Source organism: Erwinia aphidicola (genome assembly GCF_024169515.1).
GTDB lineage: Bacteria > Pseudomonadota > Gammaproteobacteria > Enterobacterales > Enterobacteriaceae > Erwinia > Erwinia aphidicola.
In genome coordinates this window covers 548,226-565,730 of record NZ_JAMKCQ010000001.1, presented here as the reverse complement: position 1 = coordinate 565,730, position 17,505 = coordinate 548,226, and the positions used below count along the sequence as shown (strand labels likewise).

General features: G+C 56.3%; 22 protein-coding genes. 19 read left to right on the top strand and 3 right to left on the bottom strand.

From position 1 onward, the window contains the following. Positions 1–122: 122 nt before the first annotated feature. Positions 123–329, top strand: coding sequence for a hypothetical protein (locus tag J2Y91_RS02475; protein WP_253537059.1), 207 nt, complete (start codon positions 123–125; stop codon positions 327–329). On the opposite strand, the gene J2Y91_RS02470 is transcribed toward J2Y91_RS02475, so the two are convergent. The 3 genes from J2Y91_RS02470 to J2Y91_RS02460 are packed head-to-tail and all read right to left on the bottom strand — an operon-like array spanning position 326 to position 3,464. Continuing rightward, a complete protein-coding gene (locus J2Y91_RS02470; protein WP_253539423.1) occupies positions 326–592 on the bottom strand; it encodes an Ogr/Delta-like zinc finger protein in 267 nt (88 codons plus the stop codon). The genes J2Y91_RS02475 and J2Y91_RS02470 overlap by 4 nt on opposite strands. Positions 593–642: 50 nt before the next feature. Continuing rightward, complete coding sequence (locus J2Y91_RS02465; RefSeq protein WP_253537057.1) at positions 643–1,683, bottom strand: phage portal protein; 1,041 nt, start codon at positions 1,681–1,683, stop codon at positions 643–645. Beyond that, positions 1,680–3,464, bottom strand: a complete 1,785-nt coding sequence (locus tag J2Y91_RS02460; RefSeq protein ID WP_253537055.1) for a terminase large subunit domain-containing protein — start codon at positions 3,462–3,464, stop codon at positions 1,680–1,682. Before J2Y91_RS02460 ends, J2Y91_RS02465 begins: the two co-directional genes overlap by 4 nt. A 165-nt stretch (positions 3,465–3,629) precedes the next feature. Here J2Y91_RS02460 and J2Y91_RS02455 point away from each other — a divergent pair, with 165 nt between their 5' ends. The 18 genes from J2Y91_RS02455 (at position 3,630) to J2Y91_RS02365 (ending at position 17,499) form a co-directional block, all read left to right on the top strand. After that, positions 3,630–4,448: a GPO family capsid scaffolding protein gene (locus tag J2Y91_RS02455; RefSeq protein WP_253539421.1), complete on the top strand. Its 819-nt coding sequence runs from the start codon at positions 3,630–3,632 to the stop codon at positions 4,446–4,448. Between the two features lie 58 nt (positions 4,449–4,506). Continuing rightward, positions 4,507–5,526: a phage major capsid protein, P2 family gene (locus J2Y91_RS02450; RefSeq protein WP_253537052.1), complete on the top strand. Its 1,020-nt coding sequence runs from the start codon at positions 4,507–4,509 to the stop codon at positions 5,524–5,526. A 3-nt stretch (positions 5,527–5,529) separates the two neighbouring features. Then, positions 5,530–6,234, top strand: a complete 705-nt coding sequence (gene gpM / locus J2Y91_RS02445) for a phage terminase small subunit (protein WP_253537049.1) — start codon at positions 5,530–5,532, stop codon at positions 6,232–6,234. Between the two features lie 92 nt (positions 6,235–6,326). Further along, the gene (locus J2Y91_RS02440; RefSeq protein ID WP_253537047.1) at positions 6,327–6,779 is read left to right on the top strand and encodes a head completion/stabilization protein; all 453 of its coding nucleotides are present in this window, start codon (positions 6,327–6,329) and stop codon (positions 6,777–6,779) included. Beyond that, entirely contained in the window at positions 6,776–7,273 is a 498-nt protein-coding gene (locus J2Y91_RS02435) for a phage tail protein (RefSeq protein ID WP_253537044.1), read from the top strand. The genes J2Y91_RS02440 and J2Y91_RS02435 overlap by 4 nt, the downstream gene beginning before the upstream one ends. Further along, complete coding sequence (locus J2Y91_RS02430; protein WP_253537042.1) at positions 7,270–7,968, top strand: hypothetical protein; 699 nt, start codon at positions 7,270–7,272, stop codon at positions 7,966–7,968. The genes J2Y91_RS02435 and J2Y91_RS02430 overlap by 4 nt, the downstream gene beginning before the upstream one ends. Beyond that, on the top strand, positions 7,968–9,101 hold the full coding sequence (locus J2Y91_RS02425; protein ID WP_253537039.1) for a DUF2586 domain-containing protein: 1,134 nt from the start codon (positions 7,968–7,970) through the stop codon (positions 9,099–9,101). Before J2Y91_RS02430 ends, J2Y91_RS02425 begins: the two co-directional genes overlap by 1 nt. Beyond that, positions 9,098–9,553: a phage protein gene (locus J2Y91_RS02420; protein WP_253537036.1), complete on the top strand. Its 456-nt coding sequence runs from the start codon at positions 9,098–9,100 to the stop codon at positions 9,551–9,553. The genes J2Y91_RS02425 and J2Y91_RS02420 overlap by 4 nt, the downstream gene beginning before the upstream one ends. Before the next feature lie 9 nt (positions 9,554–9,562). Next, positions 9,563–9,862, top strand: a complete 300-nt coding sequence (locus J2Y91_RS02415) for a phage holin family protein (RefSeq protein WP_253537033.1) — start codon at positions 9,563–9,565, stop codon at positions 9,860–9,862. Continuing rightward, entirely contained in the window at positions 9,859–10,200 is a 342-nt protein-coding gene (locus J2Y91_RS02410) for a M15 family metallopeptidase (RefSeq protein ID WP_253537030.1), read from the top strand. The genes J2Y91_RS02415 and J2Y91_RS02410 overlap by 4 nt, the downstream gene beginning before the upstream one ends. Next, positions 10,200–10,580 carry a hypothetical protein gene (locus J2Y91_RS02405; protein ID WP_253537027.1) on the top strand — a complete coding sequence of 127 codons (381 nt, stop codon included), beginning with the start codon at positions 10,200–10,202 and terminating at the stop codon, positions 10,578–10,580. Before J2Y91_RS02410 ends, J2Y91_RS02405 begins: the two co-directional genes overlap by 1 nt. A gap of 110 nt (positions 10,581–10,690) precedes the next feature. Continuing rightward, a complete protein-coding gene (locus J2Y91_RS02395) occupies positions 10,691–10,951 on the top strand; it encodes a putative phage tail assembly chaperone (RefSeq protein WP_253537021.1) in 261 nt (86 codons plus the stop codon). A gap of 50 nt (positions 10,952–11,001) precedes the next feature. Next, positions 11,002–11,142 (top strand): DUF6890 family protein, encoded by a 141-nt coding sequence (locus tag J2Y91_RS02390; protein ID WP_253537018.1) that lies wholly within the window; start codon positions 11,002–11,004, stop codon positions 11,140–11,142. Next, positions 11,139–13,259 (top strand): phage tail tape measure protein, encoded by a 2,121-nt coding sequence (locus J2Y91_RS02385; RefSeq protein ID WP_253537015.1) that lies wholly within the window; start codon positions 11,139–11,141, stop codon positions 13,257–13,259. The genes J2Y91_RS02390 and J2Y91_RS02385 overlap by 4 nt, the downstream gene beginning before the upstream one ends. After that, positions 13,259–13,588, top strand: a complete 330-nt coding sequence (locus tag J2Y91_RS02380) for a DUF2590 family protein (protein ID WP_253537012.1) — start codon at positions 13,259–13,261, stop codon at positions 13,586–13,588. The genes J2Y91_RS02385 and J2Y91_RS02380 overlap by 1 nt, the downstream gene beginning before the upstream one ends. Continuing rightward, a complete protein-coding gene (locus tag J2Y91_RS02375) occupies positions 13,585–14,769 on the top strand; it encodes a baseplate J/gp47 family protein (RefSeq protein WP_253537009.1) in 1,185 nt (394 codons plus the stop codon). The genes J2Y91_RS02380 and J2Y91_RS02375 overlap by 4 nt, the downstream gene beginning before the upstream one ends. Beyond that, a complete protein-coding gene (locus tag J2Y91_RS02370; RefSeq protein ID WP_253537006.1) occupies positions 14,762–15,358 on the top strand; it encodes a phage tail protein in 597 nt (198 codons plus the stop codon). Before J2Y91_RS02375 ends, J2Y91_RS02370 begins: the two co-directional genes overlap by 8 nt. A gap of 2 nt (positions 15,359–15,360) precedes the next feature. Continuing rightward, positions 15,361–17,499: a phage tail-collar fiber domain-containing protein gene (locus tag J2Y91_RS02365; RefSeq protein ID WP_253537003.1), complete on the top strand. Its 2,139-nt coding sequence runs from the start codon at positions 15,361–15,363 to the stop codon at positions 17,497–17,499. The last annotated feature ends 6 nt before the right edge of the window (positions 17,500–17,505 follow it).

Below are 17,505 nucleotides of genomic sequence, written 5' to 3'. Positions count from 1 at the left end.
TCAATGTGTTACTGAGGCACTACACAACATTTTATGAGTGGTTACTATGAAAAAATGTTTCATATTCGCTTATGAATATTATACTGTATGGATGTACAGTTATTTTGTGGGGGGGGAATGAGATGGTTGATTTATTTAATGAGATTATCTTAGCGCGGCGTATCGCGCTGGTTGCAAGGATTGCCGCTGGAGTAGAGTTAGAGGGTGAGGAACATAGCGATATTCTCTCACTGCTGGCTGATTTATCTGGGGATTTGCTGGTGAATCTTAATCACAGGGAGCAGGAACAAAAAAGCCTCTACAAAAGAGGCTGTTTATCTAAAGATTAAGCGTTGCTGGGCTGTAAGAGGTTTAGGGTAATCTGCCTCTGTTCAGGAGACATAGAATTTACGATCTGCTGTATCAGCATGTTTCCGGTCTTAGCGCTTTGACTTAGTGTGTGTGAAAAGGTCAGATTCATAACAAAAGTATGGCCACACTCCACGTCAGTGCAGGCGCAATAAATATCAGCAAGTTCTCGGTGTTTTCTGTTCGTCTTGCGGATAATCGCTTTAGAACCGCACTCAGTGCATTCAATTTTCAATACGCGCATGTTAGCGGCTCCGGCAGGGTGTTTGTGCCTGGATTTTAGCCGTTTTTTCATCACACTGCATCCTTGTTAGTTGTTTCGTCTGCAAATGTCAGGTGAAGACGATCCGGTACTTCCGGGTCGTTGCTAACCGCTGCGGCGAGTCGTCGCTGAATCGGCAGCACTTCATCCTTGCGGTATGTGTCGCGGGCCGTCTCCGGGTTGCCGAGTCCTGCCGCGTTCTGCGGGATGATACCCGCCAGCCCTGCCGGGAAGCGGTGCGCGTTGAGCACGTCCTGTGCGCTGATGTTCTTCACGTTCGCAAATTCATCCTTCGCGCCAATATCACCCATCTCGATAAACTTCACCGCGTCAGCATCACCGCCCGGAATATTCACCAGGATAGTGCTGAAGTTGCCGATCCCCTTGCTTTGCTCCAGCTGCCGTCCGATCTCTTCTTCCACTTCGTCCGTCATGGCCGGGTCGCGCGTGTACAAAATGCCGCCCGTGTGTGCGCCGTTGTGATAGTAGCGGCGCCGGAAAATCACCGCCTCACTGTTCAGCAGCGCGGAGTGTACGCCGCCGATATAGTCCGGCAGGCCGTAAATCTGCTGCTGGGGGTCGTACATTTTGATAAAAATGACGTCTTCGGGCGGGTATACCAGCGGCTCGCCGTCCTGCAATACCACAAAACAGCCATCCTTGCGGCGGCGCATGTACAGGCCGGGCATGGGTTCCAGCCCGGTCACCTCGTCCCAGCCGTTGCGGATTTTCACAATGGCCAGGTCGCCGAAGGTGAAAAAATCCATCGCCGCCCCTTCCAGCTGGTCATGCGTCAGGCCGCCCCCGACATAGCCGGATAGCAGCATGTTTTTGCGGGCGTGCAGGATGCCACCGTGCTGGCCGTTGAGGTTGACCAGCTGCGCCAGGGCGAGGCGGTCAATCGGCAGCGTGTAGTGCTCAAAATCGTTGTCATACCAGATTTCGCGGTAGTCCGTTCCGGTGGTCAGCACGGGTTCCGGCTTATCAAACGTGATAATGCTCATGTGGCGCTGCTTTTCAGCCGGGGCGCTTTTCTTTTTCCTGCTGGCAGGTCGCCATTGTTTTTTAGTCATGCTGCTTTCTTCAGCCCCCATTTGGATTTTGGCTTGTTTTCGTAGTTGAGCGGTTCATTGTGAAGCGCGTGCGATATGGCCCAGAACGCTTCCGCGTGGCCCGTTTCCGGGCTGCGGTCAGCGACAAACGTCATGGCGTTGCCGCTGCTTGTCGTGGTGTGACGGATGGACATAAACGAGGCCGGGATCTCCTTCAAATCCCGATCCCACTCAATGCGCCTGCTGCCTACCACGTCAGCCGCTTTTAGTACCAGCTGGTCCTTGGTGTGGCGGTCATAGCGAATCGCCACGGCCACGCGCAGCGCAAAGTGTTGGATGTTGTCGAACACGCCGGAGCCGATGCCCGTCACGTCAACGCCCAGATAGGTGAAGTTGTAGTGTTTAAACAGCTTTTCGATCTGCTTAGCCTGCCAGCGGAAATTCATTCCCCTCCAGTTGAACACCCGCAGCACGCGGAACTTTTCGCCGTCATGCTGTGGTGGCGCGACGATAACAAACGTGGACAGGTCGCCGGAGCGTGCAGGGTCAAACCCGCCCCACACCGGGCGATTGCCGAATGGCCGGAGCGCTTCGGGATCATGGTCCTGCCATGCCGATACATCGACGGCGCACGCCTCCAGGTCGCTGAACTTGAACACCGAGTTTTTGCTGTCAACGAACACGCACATATAGAGCATGTTGAACGTGTCAGCGTTATACCGGTTCCTCAGTTTATCGATGCTGGCGAGGTTAAAGCCGCCCTTGATCGCGTCTTCCAGGGTAATGACGTAACGCCACTGGCCATCGGGACACAGCCGCCCGCCGTCCCGCAGTTCGCTGAATTTCGGGAAGGTGGTCGCCGCACGCTTTTTGCTGCCGAGCTTCCACTCTTCCCCTGTCCAGAACGGATAGGCCTGGTGCGTTTTGGCCGATGGCGTGGAAAAGTACGTGGTACGCCATTTATCGTGCGTGGCCATGGCGCTGGCCACTTCGTTCAGGCGTGCAAAGTTCGGCACCCAGAAATATTCATCGCAGTACAGGTGGCCGCTGTAGGACTGCGCGGTATTTTTGTTTGTGGAGAGAAAACGCAACTCTGCGCCGTTGCTCAGCCGGATAGGGTTACCCGTCAGCGTGATGCCAAAATACTGCTCCGCGATGTTCACAATGTACGAGCGGAACACCTCCGCCTGCGCCTTACTCGCAGAAAGAAAAATCTGCGGGTCGCCCGTCAGTACGGCATTTTCAAACGCTTCAAACGCAAAATACCAGGTGGCACCGATCTGGCGGCTTTTGAGGATGTTGCGCACCTGCTGGCCAATGTTGAGGCGCAGGTGTTTCTGATAGCCAAAAAGGTACTCTTTCGCCCACTCGTCAAAGTCGTCCTGGTTAAGGCCGCTTATATCATTTTTCTTATACTGACGTTTCTTGCGCGGCTGGCCGTCCTCCTCTTCACCGTCGCCGGAGCCGCGGCCGGAGCCGCCGCGCCCGCGTGCCTCTGCCAGCTTCTCCTTATGCTTATTCGCCTGCGCCCGCAGCTTGGTGCTGTGGGCGATTAAAAGGTCCAGTTCCTTTAGTTCAAGGTCCGTCTTGCCGTCCCGTTGCGCCAGCAGCTGGCAGCGGCGCTCTATTGCCTCCTCGGTGCTTTCATGACTGAGTAAATCAGCCCAGCCGAATTTCTCCGCCCAGTAGTAAACGATCCGCGCATTCGGCAGATTTAAATCGGTCGCAATTTCTTTAGGCGTGTGTCGTCGCAGATAAAGCGCTCGCGCAACGCCTCTTAATTCATCACTGTATTTAGCCATAGTCTTTATTATGCAGGGTTAATTTATATAAATATGGTGGTGTTATTCGGGTGGGTTCGATAAAGAGGCGTTAGCCGAATGCAAACGAATTTAAAGGGGTGCGCCGGGTGTTGTGATGGTGAATAATTCATTTCGTTGGAACGCATCAAGCAATCAGGAAAAATAATGTCGCATTTACGCACTGACTGGCTTTGTGTTGCTACAGAAGGAGATACCGTAGATAAGCGGGAATTAGAAAGGCAGTGGCTTATTGATGCTGCTGAAACCTATGACCCGAAGTTATACGGCGCATTAATCTGGCCTGAACATGAAAAAGATTTCGGCAATTTTGGCGAAGTGCTTTGCACAATGTGGCAGGAAGGTGATGACGGGCTGGTGAGGCTGTATGTTCAGCTGCGGCCTAATGCGTATCTGCTGGACGCAAACAGCCGCGACCAGCTGATTTATTTTTCAGTGGAGCTGACCGAAGACGGCAACTGGCGCGGCACGGGGCGCAGCTATCTTGAAGGGCTGGCCGTTACCGATACCCCCGCCAGCGTGGGAACTACCCGACTGCGATTTAATAAACGCAGGAAATCTAACCCCGGTTATTACGCCTGCCGCGTGAGCCGGAAAGGAATTGAACAGGATAACGAAATGAAAAAACCTAACTGGCAGAGCTATTTTGGTATTAAGCCTAAGCACTTTGAAGAAAATACCGATGAGCCTTCAGGTGATGAGCCGGATCAGCTTCAGGTTCTGGCTGACGCGCTAAATAATCTGGAAACCCGCGTTGCGGCAATTGAATCCCAGCTTTCTGACACGCAGGAAGATCTGGATACGGTGAAAGAAGTCGTGGATACCGAAGATTTTGCAGTGCTGCGCGATAACGTATCCGATATTGTTAAGAACTTTAACAAGCTGGATAAGAAAGTTACCACGCTGCCGCGCCGCAGTTTTGGTACTAAAAAGAACGAGCCAGCATCGCGATTTAAATTCCTGTAATTTTTATTGCCGGAGTTCGTATTAATGATTTTTTCGCCACAGGGCGAGAGGGAATCTGATGAAATTAAATAAACGTGCGGAACAGTTTATTAATGCCTATGCAGCGGGTCTTGCTGAAAGTTACGGCGTTAATAAACCTAACCGCTATTTTTCGCTGAGCGACCCGCAGGAAACAACGCTACGTCAGGCGCTGCTGGAGTCCGTGGAGTTTCTTAACCTGATCACCGTGGCTGATGTTGATCAGCTGTCCGGCCAGGTGGTGTCCGTGGGGTCTTCTGTACTGCATACCGGGCGCAGTGAAAGTGGGCGTTTTAGTCGGCGCGTAGGCGTTGAGGGCAACGAATACAAGCTGGTTGAAACCGATTCATGTGCAGCGTTGCGCTGGGATCTGCTGTCACTGTGGGCCAACGCGGGCGACGAAAACGAGTTTTTCCAGCTGGTGCAGACCTTTTCGAACCAGGCGTTTGCGCTCGACCAGCTGCGCATTGGCTTTAACGGCACGTCAGTGGAAAAAACCACAGACGCAGAGGCTAACCCTAACGGTGAAGACGTCAATATCGGCTGGCATAAGCGCATGGAAGATTTTGAAGACGGCAAGCAAATCCTCACCGATGCCGTGACCCTGGGTGAGGGTGGCGATTATGCATCACTGGATGCGATGGCCTCTGACCTTATCAGCAGCAAAATCACGGCGCAGTACCGCACTGACCCGCGCCTGGTGGTGCTGGTTGGTGCTGATCTGGTGGCCGCTGAGCAATACCGCCTGTACCAGAAAGCTGACCGCCCGACCGAGAAGATCGCCGCGCAGATGCTGGACAGCACAATCGCGGGCCGCAAGGCGATCGTGCCGCCGTTCATGCCGGGCAAGCGCATGGTGGTGACGCCGCTCAGTAACCTGCATATCTATACGCAGCGCGGCACCCGCCAGCGTAAGGCGGAGTTTGTTGAGGACCGCAAGCAGTACGAAAACAAGTACCTGCGCAATGAAGGTTACGCCGTTGAAGTGCCGGAGCTGTACGCGGCGATTGACGAAAAAGCCGTGACTATCGGCAATGTTTCGCCACCAGTAGAGGGCTAAGGAATGGGACTTTCACCCGCACAGCGCCATAACAGGCGTATTGAGATGGAACAGAAGCTGGCAAAGCAGGAAGCCATCAACAGCGCGACCAGTCTGCACATGCAGCTGCTGGCACTGAATGACGATCTGGAGCGGGTGAGGTCACAGCCTACCATTGCTGAGCGCATCGAGATGAAGCGTAACGACCTGCTGCCGCGCTGGATGCCTACCGTGCGTGAGTATATCGACGCCGGGAAAAACTACCGCAACCCAGTGTTTGCCTGGTGCGTTATCTGGCTGTTTGACGTGGGTGACTTTGAGCAGGCGCTCGATCTGGCCGATGTCGCCATCAGCCAGGAGCAGCCCACGCCGGAAAACATTAAAAGCACGTTCCCGGCGTTCGTGGCGGATACCGTGCTGGCCTGGTCAGAAGAGACGCTGGCCCGTGGTGAAAGCATCGAGCCGTATTTCTCGCGCACCTTTGAAAAGGTGACGGAACACTGGCGGCTGCATGAGGAAATCACGGCCAAATGGTTCAAGTTTGCCGGGCTGATGCTGCTGCGTGACGGCAAGGGGGAGGCCCGCGCCACCGCGCACGACGATGTGGAATTACTGGAAAAAGCGGACGCGCTTCTGGCCGCCGCTGAATCCCGTCACAAAAAAGTGGGTGTGGGGACCATGCGTAAAACCATCGCTGCCCGCATCCGTTCGCTGAGCAATCAGCCATAACGACTACCGCAAGCCGAGCGGGCGCGGGTGAGGGCAGAGCTAACGCAATGTGCCGTGGACCCCGGTCAGCCCGCTTTTTTCGGGAGAATTGAATGTTTAGCGGCAAACCAATTGAGTACCAGGACGAACCGCTGACGAATAACGGTTTCTGGCCGGACATGAACCTGGCTGACTTCCAGCGGGCGCGCGCTATCCCGGCAGACATGGACGCGCAGACCGTGGCAGAGGCGCTGCTTGCCGCCACCGGAGAGGTCAACGGCGATCTGGCCAGCGTGCAGGAGAAACACCAGGGCAATGGGTTTGCCACTGCGCAGGCGGTGCCAGGCGTGCAGATGGCAGGACAAAATCAGCTGTGCGCCCAGTACAAAAAGGCGGTGTATGCCAGGGCAAAAGCGGACCTTATGGGCGAGTTTGCGTCCGTTGGCCGCCGCGAGTCGCATCCGGGACAGGAGAGCGATGAAACGCGCAACGGACTGCTGGCGGAATCGTCCATCGCGATCCGTCTGATTAAGGGGCTGAAGCGGGCCACGGTGAAAAAGATATGAGCCAGATTGATTCACTGACGGCGTTCATCACCAGCAACATGCCGAAGCGGGCCATGCTCTCTTTCAGCAGCGAAATCGACGCGATGAAGACCATCCCCGCCGCGAAAGATTACGGGCTGGGGCAGTACCGGCAGTCGATTATTCGCTATGACGCGGTGTTGTCATGGGAACGTTTCCCGCATCGGGAATGCGATCCGCGCCTGCTGATGTCGCTGCTCGACGCGTGGCTGGCCGGAAATGCACAGGATTTGCTCGGGCAGGTGGGAATCACAAACGCCGATCCTGACTGGGATATCGGGGTGATTGACGACAACACATCCATGGTGGTGGTGACCGTCCCGATGGCGGAAGAGCTGGTGATAGTGGAAGACGAAAAAGGTCCCATCCCGCTGGATGGTAAGCGCTGGCGGCTAGCCGATCCGGTTATCTGGACGGCACTCACTGCGCAGGTATTTGGCGCTGACGGCAGCACAGCCAGTACGGGGGATGAATGAGCCTGTTCGGTGCGGAGATAAACGCCGCGCAGCTGAAGGATATGCGCCGCGAGATTGCCGCGCTGGATCTGCCGCAGAAGAAGCGCCAGCGCTTTATCTGGCGAATGGCGAAGTACGGCGTTATCCCCGCCGCAAAGCGCAACGTGCGCAACCAGCAGGCACCTGACGGCACGGCGTGGCAGGGCCGCAAGACCCGGCGCAGGGGGAAGATGCTGCGCAACCTGCCGGGCCTGCTGCACATCCGGGAAATGCCTGAGATTGACGCCGTGCGGCTCTACCTGCGGGGCGGAAACTACGGCGGTGTGAATGCCGGGGTGGTGGGCTACGCGCACCAGGAGGGCATGAAAACCACGGTTCGGGCGGGCAAGACGGTATCCCGTAACGATGCGGGGCGGATGGCCAGCCCGGCGCAGGCCAAAAAGCTGCGAAAACTGGGCTACAAGGTCAGGCGTGGCGTGCGATGGCGCAAGCCGCCACTGAAAGAAATTACGGAAACAATGAAGTACGCACAGGCCGGGCTGCTGATCCGAAAACTCAGCGGCAAGGCGAGTAAATCAGCGTGGACTATTGACCTGCCGGCTCGTCAGTTCGTGGGGATGAGCAGCGATGATTTTAACAAGGCGCTGGCGCGTCAGCTTCAGGCCATTGGCTACGGTGCTGACGTCCGCGCACAGGATATCAGGGGAGGTGTTTAATGTGGCCAAACGTCACGGTAAACCAGCTTAACCAGTTGCAGGGCGAGACGAACGAAATTGAGCGCTGCGTTCTTTTTGTCGGTCGCGGCGCTGCAAACGTGGGTAAAACGCTGGCGGTAAATACCCAGAGTGATTTTGATGCGCTGCTGGGTGCAGCCGATACGGTATTAAAACGCAACGTGCAGGCCGCGATGAGCAACGCCGGACAGAACTGGGCGGCCTACGTGCATGTGCTGGCTGACGATGCGGAAGATGGCGCCTGGGTGAACGCTGTGCTGGCGGCGCAAAAGGTGGCTTCTGTTGAGGGCGTGGTACTGGCAGATGACATCAGCGACAAAGCCCCGATTAATGACGCCGTGGCACTGCGCGCCACGCTGCTGGCGAAGTTTAGCCGCTGGGCATGGTTCATCCTGTCGGTGCAGGGACCGCAGGCGGAGGAAAGCTGGGCGGATTATCTGGAGCGCCTGAGCGCCTTACAGAGTGGTATTGCCGCGCCATGCGTCCAGCTGGTGCCGCGTCTGTGGGGGCATGAGCCGGGCGTACTGGCTGGCCGCCTGTGTAACCGGGCCGTGACCATCGCCGACAGCCCCGCCCGCGTGAAAACGGGCGCGGTGGCCGATTTGGGGCAGGATGATTACCCGCCTGACGGCACCGGGGTGGCGCTGGATCTGGCCACGCTTCAGGCGCTGGAGGCGAAGCGCTTCAGCGTGCCGATGTGGTATCCCGACTACGACGGGCTTTACTGGGCGGACGGTCGCACCCTGGACGCGGAAGGGGGTGACTATCAGGCGATTGAGTACCTGCGCATCGCTGACAAAGTGGCGCGGCGCGTCAGGCTGCTGGCGATTGCCCGCATTGCTGACCGTTCGCTTAACTCCACGCCGTCGAGCATGGCCGCCGCACAGCTTTACATGGCGAAACCGCTGCGCGAAATGTCGACGGCCAGCCTGATTAACGGCGTGCGGTTCCCCGGTGAGGTGAAATCGCCGCGTGACGGTGACGTGAGCATTGTGTGGACGTCACCGACAAAGGTCAGCATCTATCTGGTGATCCGCCCGGTTGAATGTCCGAAGCAAATCACCGTGAGCCTGATGCTGGATACCAGTCTTGATACTACGGGGGCGCAGGCATGACACAGCGTTTATCGGGTCAGTCTTTTGATGTGCATATGGACGGTGAGCTGGTTCACTTTGAGAAAGTGAGCCTGGACATCACTGACAACACCGCCGCCGTGCAGACGCAGGGCGTGCCGGACGGCTATGTGGCCGGGGACGTGGGGGCTGAGGGGGAAGTGGAGGTGAGCAGCAAAACGCTACAGCAGCTGACTGCCATCGCCCGCCGTGCGGGTTCGTGGCGCGGTATTTCCCCGGTTGATTTTCTGTTCTATGCAAAGGCAGGTTCTGAAGAAAACAAGGTGGAGGCGTTCGGCTGCAAGCTGGTGCTGAGCAACGTTCTGGATCTCGATCCGAAGGGCGGCGCTATCACTACCCACAAAATTAAATACTTCGTGACCGATCCAAAGTTCGTCAACATCAACGGCGTGCCGTATCTGGAATCGGACGTCACGGAAAACCTGATTAGTTAAGGGCGGGAAATGCAGGAAGAAAAAGGCGTCATGGCGATTTTGCTGCTGCTGTTTACGGGCGCACTGATCGCACTGGGAAACCTTCTGGTAAGCCCTGAGCAGGTTACACCCCGCCTTTTCATTGGGCGGATTATTCTGGGATCGGCGGCCTCAATGGTGGCAGGAGCCGTGCTGGTGTGGATACCGGGCCTTTCGCTGACGGCCATTCTGGGTATCGGGTCCGGGTTGGGTATCGCTGGCCACCAGGCTATTGAGCTGTGGCTTAAACGTAAGGGCAGTACGTTACTGACGGGGAAAAAACCAGTATGACACTGAGTGAAAAACAGCAGCTGTTTACCGCGCTTGTGGCGCAGCTGATTAACTTTGCCGGAGAGAACGGGATGCGCCTGACCTTTGGCGAGGCGTACCGCACGCCGGAGCAGGCACGCATCAATGCAGGCAAGGGAACGGGCATCAGCAACAGCCTGCATACGCAGCGCCTGGCGGTGGACTTCAACCTGTTCATTAACGGCGAATATAAAACCCGCACCGAGGATTACCGGGCGCTGGGCGAATTCTGGGAATCTATCGGGGGCAGCTGGGGCGGGCGCTTTAAGTCAAACCCTGACGGAAACCACTTCAGCCTTGAGCACAACGGGGTGCGCTGATGGCACGCAGCACGCTGTTCTATGTGCTGGCCCTGCTGCTGGCGTTCGGTGCGGGGTGGCAGGCGAAGGAGTGGCAGCGCGACAGCATCGATCTGGTGACGGAACGCGCTGCTGAAAAAGCGGGCAGCAGGGCGGCAGAGGCGGCAACGTCCATCGCGAGCCAGTCAGCCCGCACGCTTGAAAACAAGCTGGAGGCACTGCGCAATGCGCCGCCAAAAGAGATATACGCGGAGCTGGCCCGGCCAGTTTTTGCTAACGATTGTCTGTCTGATGACTATATCAGCCTGTTCAACACCGCCACCGAAAAGGCAGAGCGTACCCTTTCAGGAGAGCGTGATAATCAAATGCCCGCTTCAGCTTCCGCGCCTCGCGGGAAATGACGGAAAAAGTGCCGCCAGTGCGCTGTTAATTTATCTGGAGTTATACAGCCAGTGCGCGGCGCGACATAACCAGCTAATCGACGAAATTTTACTGAGAGAGAAAATTAATAATGGCTAAATCAATTGTACTGAATATCGCTGGCGTGGATATCACCTTTAACCCTGATATGGCGACTTACAATAAATACATCAACGAAGTGGCGATGAATAATAAAGTTGCCCCGGCGCATAACTTTCTGGTTCGCACCGTTGAGGCAGGCAGTAAAGAAGCCTTGCTGAAGTTTATGGAAATCCCCGGCGCTACGCTTCAGATTGTCGGTAAGCTGCTGGAAGAATACACGCCAGAGCTGGAAATTACGGTAAAAAACTAACCGAGCGGGTCCGTAACATAGAATCTAACGGACTCGAACAATACGTTATTTTGCGGCGTCACTATTTACCCCATGAGGATAATAGTGAGGACAGTCTCGCCGCCGCGCTGTGGCTCGATAACCGGCACTGGGAATATCAGCGTATTTCCGTGGCTAATGGCGTGGCGCTGGCATTTAAAGGCAAAGAATGAAATCACTGGAATTTACTTTATCGCTGATCGACAAAATCACCCGGCCATTAAAACAGGCGCAGGGGTCGGTGACGTCATTTGCCGATAAATCCCGTGTATCATTCCAGCGCATCGCCGTGGGTGGTGCGGGCCTGCTGGGTGTCGGTCTGGCCATAAAAGGGGCGCTGGGTCCGGCGATTGAAATGTACGACACGCTACAGGAACAGGCGGCGCGGGGTATCGACAGCGGCGCACTGAAAGCCATCGAGCGTGATGCGAACACCTTCGCCATGACCTACGGGCGCAGCGCGGTGGAGTTCGTGCAGTCTACCGGGGATATCAATGCCTCGATTGCCGGACTGACAGCTAAGGAGCTGCCGCAGCTGACCCGCACGGCAAACATCATCGCCGCAGCGGTGGGTGGAACGGCGGCAGAGTCCGCTGAGTTTATGGGGCAGATGTTCGCCAACTTTAAAAGTTATGCGGACCAGGTTGGTAAGGTGCAGTTTGCTGACGAGCTTGCCGGAAAAATGGCGTACATGAAAAACACCTTTGGCACGGACATGGCCGCTATCAAGGATTTGATGGAGGGCGCGCGCGGGGTGGGTTCCAACTTCGGGATCGGGATTGATGAACAGATGGCCGTCATGGGCCAGCTGCGCCGCACGCTGGGCACGGAAGCCAGCAGCGCTTATGAAGGGTTCATGACCACGGCCACGGAAGGGGCCAAAAAGCTGGGGCTGAGCTTCAAAGACTCAGCCGGGAAAATGCTCTCGATGCCGGAAATGCTCATCAAGCTACAGGGCAAATACGGTAAGAGCATTGAGGGGAATCTTAAGGCGCAGGCCGAGCTTGATGCGGCTTTCGGGGACAGTTCGGCGGTAGTCAAGCAGCTGTGGGGCAATGTTGACGTGCTCCAGCGCAACATCACCGAGCTGGGCGGCAGTGACGGGCTGAAGCGGGCGCAGGAGATGGCCAGCAAGATGGTTAAGCCATGGGATCGGTTTATGGAAATCCTGACGGCCATCCGCCGCGTGATTGGCCTGACGCTGATACCGGTTATCTATCCGCTGCTCAACCGCCTGGCGGATATGGGGCAGACTTTCGCCCGCTGGATGCAGATGTTTCCCAACATCGCCCGCGTGGTGGGCTACGCGGCGATGGCTGTCCTGAGTTTCGCGGCAGTGGGTGCAGGGGCTAACGTTGTCATGGGCGTTAGCGGGTTTATCGTCAGAGGGCTGAGGGGCGTATGGGCGCTGCTGGTTTTCGTGGTTCGCTCCTATACGGCGGCGCTGTGGGTGGCGCAAAAGGCGGTGGTGGCGTTTAACTTCATCATGAAAACCCTGCGCGGTGTGATGCTGGCCGTGCGAATGGCGGCAATTACATCCGGCGTGGCCATCAATTTTATGAGCTGGCCGATCCTGCTGATTGTGGGTCTGGTTGCGGCGCTGGTAGCGGGGTGCTATCTGCTGGTGACGCACTGGGAACAGGTAAAAGCGGCCATTATGAATACCAGCGCATTTCAGGCGGTGGCCAACGCGGTGGCGTGGGTGGCCGGGGTGTTTATACAGGCCTGGGCGTTTATTGGGGATGGCTGGAACAGCCTGGAGTTGCTCATGACTGGCGCGTGGGACCGGGTAACCGCAACAATCATGCAAATCGGCGCGTTTCAGGTGGTGGCCAGTGCAGTGCAGTGGGTGGGTAGCGTGTTTACAAAAGCCTGGGCGTTCATCACAGAGGGGTGGAACAGCTTTATCGCGCTGCTGGAAAATTTCTCCATTATGAAAACGCTGGGGAACGTGGCCAGCGGCATTATGAACGTGTTCGGCAACGTCTGGGCTTCGGTGAAGCGCACCGCCATGAGTTCATTAAACTGGCTGATTGAAAAACTCAATATGATCCCCGGTATTGATATTGATTTAATCGGTGGCGTACCGGACCCGCAGCCCCCGGTGATTGATAACACGCTGTCAACGGGCGGAAGCCTGAATAATCTGGATAAGGGCGGAATTAATAAAACGCTCTCCAGCAACAATAAGAGCGTCACGGATAACAGCAGGCGCATTGAGAAAGTCGAAATTAACGCCGTGAACGGAATGACGCCGGGGCAGTTAATGGAATGGCAGGAGATGAACTGATGGCGGATTTACTGTATATCGACCTGCTGATTAATGACGGTAATTTCACGCTCAATACGGGTAATGAGCCTGTTACCTGTAATAACCAGCAAAGTATTGGACAGGATATTGTCCACGCCATTATTGAGTCCGGGCTGATTGTGGAGCTGATTGCGGAGCGCGGGACGATAATGCGTGCGGATATATTCACGCAGCTGGAATTACTGGTTGAAAGTGATGAGCGAATTATTCCCGGAACGGTGGTTATTGAGGAAGAAAGCGCAAAGCGGTTATTTGTGACCGCGCAAACCTACGAATTCGGAACGATTAACGCGGGGGTGACGCTGTGAACAATAAGCCAGAGGTGGATTTTACCGAGGTGCTGAAACAAAACGGCGTCCCGGTCACTGCTGACGCCGTGCGGCAGGAGTTTGACGCCATCGTTAAAAGCGAGGGGATTATCACCAACACATCGCGCATGTCACCGTTCTGGCGGTTGATTACGGCGATTGTGATTGCCCCCGTCATGTGGCTGATAAAAGCCCTGGCCACCACGGTGATGGCCAGCATGTTTCTGGCCACCGCTAGCGGTTCCATGCTGCGGCTGCTGGCGTGGGCGGTGAACGTCACGCCAAAACCCGCCACCGCCGCGCAGGGTGTGATCCGCTTCATCAAGCAGGATGCAAAGAGCGTGGTGACGGTGAAGGCCGGGACGGTCGTCCAGACTGAGCGCATTAACGGGGTGGTGTACGCCCTGACGACCATCAGCGATGTGACCATCGAGAGTGGCCAGGCGGATGCGCAGATTGCGGTGATGGCTTCCGGCACGGGCGGAGCGTGGAACCTCGCGCCGGGCTACTACCGGATTTTACCCGTAGCCGTGGCCGGGATCGCCCGCGTTGAAAACGGCGAGGACTGGCTGACGTCACCGGGTGCCGATGAAGAGTCTGACGACGAGCTGAGGGACCGCGCCCGCAATCAGTTCAACCTCGTAGGCAGTTATCACACTGACGCGGTGTACCGCAGCATGATCGCCGGGGTGGTGGGGCTGAGCACTGACAGAATTTTCTTTCTGCACGATGCCCCTCGCGGGCCGGGAACGGCTAACGCTTACCTGCTGCTGGACAGCGGCGTGACGTCTCAGCCCTTTATTGATGCGGTCAATGACTACGTGAACACCCAGGGGCATCACGGCCACGGCGACGATATGCAGTGCATGGCCATGCCGGAAACGCAGCACGCGCTGACCGTGAAGGTGTTTATCACTAACCCGGACAATATGACGGCAGAGGGCCGGGCGGAGCTGCTGGGCGGCGTTGAGAACCTTATCCGCTGCGCCTTTCGTGAAAACGGCAATTACAGCGTGCTGAAGACGTGGCCGTATTCGCGTTTTTCCTTCTCAAACCTTGGTCGCGAGATCCACAAAACCTTCCCGGTGGTGGATTCGCTGAAATTTTCACTGGACGACATCGTGAGCGGGCTGAGCGTGCCGCGCCTGTCGTCGCTGACGCTGAGCCTTGAACATGACTGATTTTAATAAAATGCTGTCCGGGATTACGTTGCCCTCATGGATGAATCGCGGCGAGCCTGCCGCGCTGCTACGGGCGGCCCGCAGGTTCTGGGCGAAGGTCTGGAGCTGGATTAACTGGCCACTTAACCAGTTTGATCCGCTGACGTGTAGCGAGTCTTTGCTCGGGCTGCTGGCATGGCAGCGCGACATTACCCGGTTCAACGGTGAGGGGCTGGCGCTCTACCGCAGGCGCGTGGCGTATGCCTTTATCAATGCTCGTGACGCGGGTTCAGTGGCCGGGTTTATCGCTATCTTCAGGCGGCTGGGTATTGGTTACGTCGAGCTGCAGGAGCGCCAGCCGGGCATTGACTGGGACGTGATTACCGTCCGGGTCACGGACGGCCAGCTGTCTGAAAACCCTGAGCTACTCATGCTGATCATTCAGCAGTACGGGCGCACCTGTCGCCGCTACCGGTTCGAAGTGATTACGGCGAATAACATTGCGATCAGCGCCGGATGGTACGGCGGGGAATACATCGTTTACACCGCCAGCACGCTGGCCGCAACAGCCACTAACCGCGCCACGTTTGGCGCATCACTGGGGGATTAGGGATGTCTCAGACCATTATAACGCTGGCTTTTGAGCAGTGGAAAGCACGGCAGGCCGTCAGCGGCGCGCCCGTACTGCTGGACGGGTTTGTACTGGCCAACGTGCCGGGCCTCGATCCGGCTGCGCCAATCAACCGCAGCGAAGGGTTGCCGCCTGCCGCGCAGATTGTGCATCGTCAGGACGTCAGCCAGGCGGGGGTTATCAATGAAAACGCGGTGGCCTATTCCGTCACGCTGGGCGCTGACGTGGGCGACTTTGCATTTAACTGGATTGGCCTGATTAACAAAGCCACCAACACCGTGGCGATGATTGTTCATGCCCCGGTGCAGCAGAAGGTAAAAAACGCGGCAGGGCAGCAGGGCAACGTGCTGACGCGCTCTTTTGTGATGGAGTACAACGGCGCGCAGGCTGAGACGCAGATCACCACGCCCGCCGAAACGTGGCAGATTGATTTTACTGCCCGCCTGGGCGGTGTTGATGAACGCCAGAGGATTGAGAACGTCGATATTTATGGCGCGGCGGCATTTTTTGATAACGGCTACCTGGTGACGAAATCGGGCAGCAGTTACAGCATTGCGCCGGGCGTGGGGTACGTAGCAGGGCTGCGCACGCAGCTGGCCGCCAGTCAGCCCCTGACACTGACCACAAAGCCCGTCAAAGTCTGGCTGGACGTCTGTTTTAAGGGAACGCTGACCAGCGTCTGGGCCGTTGAGACGGCGATTAAGGTTGCCGCCAGCCTGGCAGATTACGTGGCGGATGGCCGTCAGCACTACGTGTTTGCGGTGGCCAGCATTGACGCTGCGGGAAACATCACGGACCTGCGGCCTAAAGGTTCGCTGGCTGACCAGGGCGGAGCCAGCGCCTACGCCCGTAAAGACAGGAACCTGTCTGATTTAGACAGTATCCCGAAAGCGCGAGAAGCACTAAAGCTGAAAGGGGCGTCACTGCTGGATGTTGGCACCGCTGCCGGAACGGTGGCAGCAGGCAACGATCCGCGCATTGTTAACGCGGTGCCTAACACGCGCAAAATCAACGGGCACCAGCTAACCAGTGATTTTGACCTTTCAGCGGAAGACGTGAAAGCGCTGGCTGTAACAAATATCAGGGCACAGCGTGACCCGTCTGTGGGTAACGTTGCTGATGCGAACGATCTTCCCGCAAACGCGACGAGTTTTGTATACAGCAATGTCCCGAACGCCCCGCCCTTTACAGGCTCGCTACTGGATTTTTCAGGGGCTGGTAATGGCTATAACGTCACTATTTCCGCTTCATACAGCGGCGCGGGAGAAAGGATTGCTTTCAGAACGCGTAACGGTGACGCCAAGGCGTGGAATTCGTGGTACGAGATTTATCACACCGGAAATAAGCCTTCAGCGGCTGATGTCGATGCAATTCCAGACGGTTCAATCTCAGGCGGGCCAAATGCGCCCGCGTGGAATGCTAAAAGCGGTTTATATAACCTGTCTCTGGATGGATCATCCCAGATGATATTTCACCTGAATCAGCGCGTGGGAAGTTGTCCATCCGCACAGTTCAGAATTGATTATAAAAATCGTGGCATCTGGTATCGATCTGCCCGTGACAGATTCGGGTTCGAAGCTGACTGGTCGGAATTGCTGACCCACACAGGCAGCCTGAATATCACCGGGCCATTGCGAAGCAGCGCGGAATACCAGGCCACAAAGCCTGATAACTTCCGTATTGCTTACAACGGTTATGGCGTCTTCTGGCGAAATGACGGCATCAGGCATTACCTGATGATGACAGATAAAAATGATATTTACGGTGGTTATAACTCACTGCGTCCGTTCTATGTCGATATCGCTACAGGAAAATGCCAGTTTGGGCATGATGTGGGCTTTTCAGGGAACATTTACGGCAATGGCGTTATTCAGCCGGGTAATTATTCCAACTTTGACGCCCGTTATTTTACCCAGGCTGCGGCCAATGCTCGCTATGTGACTGGGGTACGGCTGGGTGCTCGCGGCCAGATAACTACTGACGGGAACATGACCGAAGCCCCGCGAGGATGCGTTATTACTGGCGGAAATGGCAATGAAGGTAATCAGATTGGTTACATGTATTACCGCCCGCTCCAGCAGCTTATCAATGGTACATGGGTCACCGTGGCTTACGCATGAGGAACT

Bases quoted from the DNA above. Each gene is read 5' to 3' on its own strand.
- J2Y91_RS02380 (WP_253537012.1), top strand. From the start codon at position 13,259: ATGGCGGATTTACTGTATATCGACCTGCTGATTAATGACGGTAATTTC.
- J2Y91_RS02475 (WP_253537059.1), top strand. From the start codon at position 123: ATGGTTGATTTATTTAATGAGATTATCTTAGCGCGGCGTATCGCGCTG.
- J2Y91_RS02425 (WP_253537039.1), top strand. From the start codon at position 7,968: ATGTGGCCAAACGTCACGGTAAACCAGCTTAACCAGTTGCAGGGCGAG.
- J2Y91_RS02460 (WP_253537055.1), bottom strand. From the start codon at position 3,464: ATGGCTAAATACAGTGATGAATTAAGAGGCGTTGCGCGAGCGCTTTAT.
- J2Y91_RS02365 (WP_253537003.1), top strand. From the start codon at position 15,361: ATGTCTCAGACCATTATAACGCTGGCTTTTGAGCAGTGGAAAGCACGG.
- J2Y91_RS02410 (WP_253537030.1), top strand. From the start codon at position 9,859: ATGACACTGAGTGAAAAACAGCAGCTGTTTACCGCGCTTGTGGCGCAG.
- J2Y91_RS02435 (WP_253537044.1), top strand. From the start codon at position 6,776: ATGAGCCAGATTGATTCACTGACGGCGTTCATCACCAGCAACATGCCG.
- J2Y91_RS02440 (WP_253537047.1), top strand. From the start codon at position 6,327: ATGTTTAGCGGCAAACCAATTGAGTACCAGGACGAACCGCTGACGAAT.
- J2Y91_RS02370 (WP_253537006.1), top strand. From the start codon at position 14,762: ATGACTGATTTTAATAAAATGCTGTCCGGGATTACGTTGCCCTCATGG.
- J2Y91_RS02450 (WP_253537052.1), top strand. From the start codon at position 4,507: ATGAAATTAAATAAACGTGCGGAACAGTTTATTAATGCCTATGCAGCG.
- J2Y91_RS02395 (WP_253537021.1), top strand. From the start codon at position 10,691: ATGGCTAAATCAATTGTACTGAATATCGCTGGCGTGGATATCACCTTT.
- gpM (WP_253537049.1), top strand. From the start codon at position 5,530: ATGGGACTTTCACCCGCACAGCGCCATAACAGGCGTATTGAGATGGAA.
- J2Y91_RS02455 (WP_253539421.1), top strand. From the start codon at position 3,630: ATGTCGCATTTACGCACTGACTGGCTTTGTGTTGCTACAGAAGGAGAT.
- J2Y91_RS02420 (WP_253537036.1), top strand. From the start codon at position 9,098: ATGACACAGCGTTTATCGGGTCAGTCTTTTGATGTGCATATGGACGGT.
- J2Y91_RS02430 (WP_253537042.1), top strand. From the start codon at position 7,270: ATGAGCCTGTTCGGTGCGGAGATAAACGCCGCGCAGCTGAAGGATATG.
- J2Y91_RS02405 (WP_253537027.1), top strand. From the start codon at position 10,200: ATGGCACGCAGCACGCTGTTCTATGTGCTGGCCCTGCTGCTGGCGTTC.
- J2Y91_RS02470 (WP_253539423.1), bottom strand. From the start codon at position 592: ATGCGCGTATTGAAAATTGAATGCACTGAGTGCGGTTCTAAAGCGATT.
- J2Y91_RS02465 (WP_253537057.1), bottom strand. From the start codon at position 1,683: ATGACTAAAAAACAATGGCGACCTGCCAGCAGGAAAAAGAAAAGCGCC.
- J2Y91_RS02415 (WP_253537033.1), top strand. From the start codon at position 9,563: ATGCAGGAAGAAAAAGGCGTCATGGCGATTTTGCTGCTGCTGTTTACG.
- J2Y91_RS02385 (WP_253537015.1), top strand. From the start codon at position 11,139: ATGAAATCACTGGAATTTACTTTATCGCTGATCGACAAAATCACCCGG.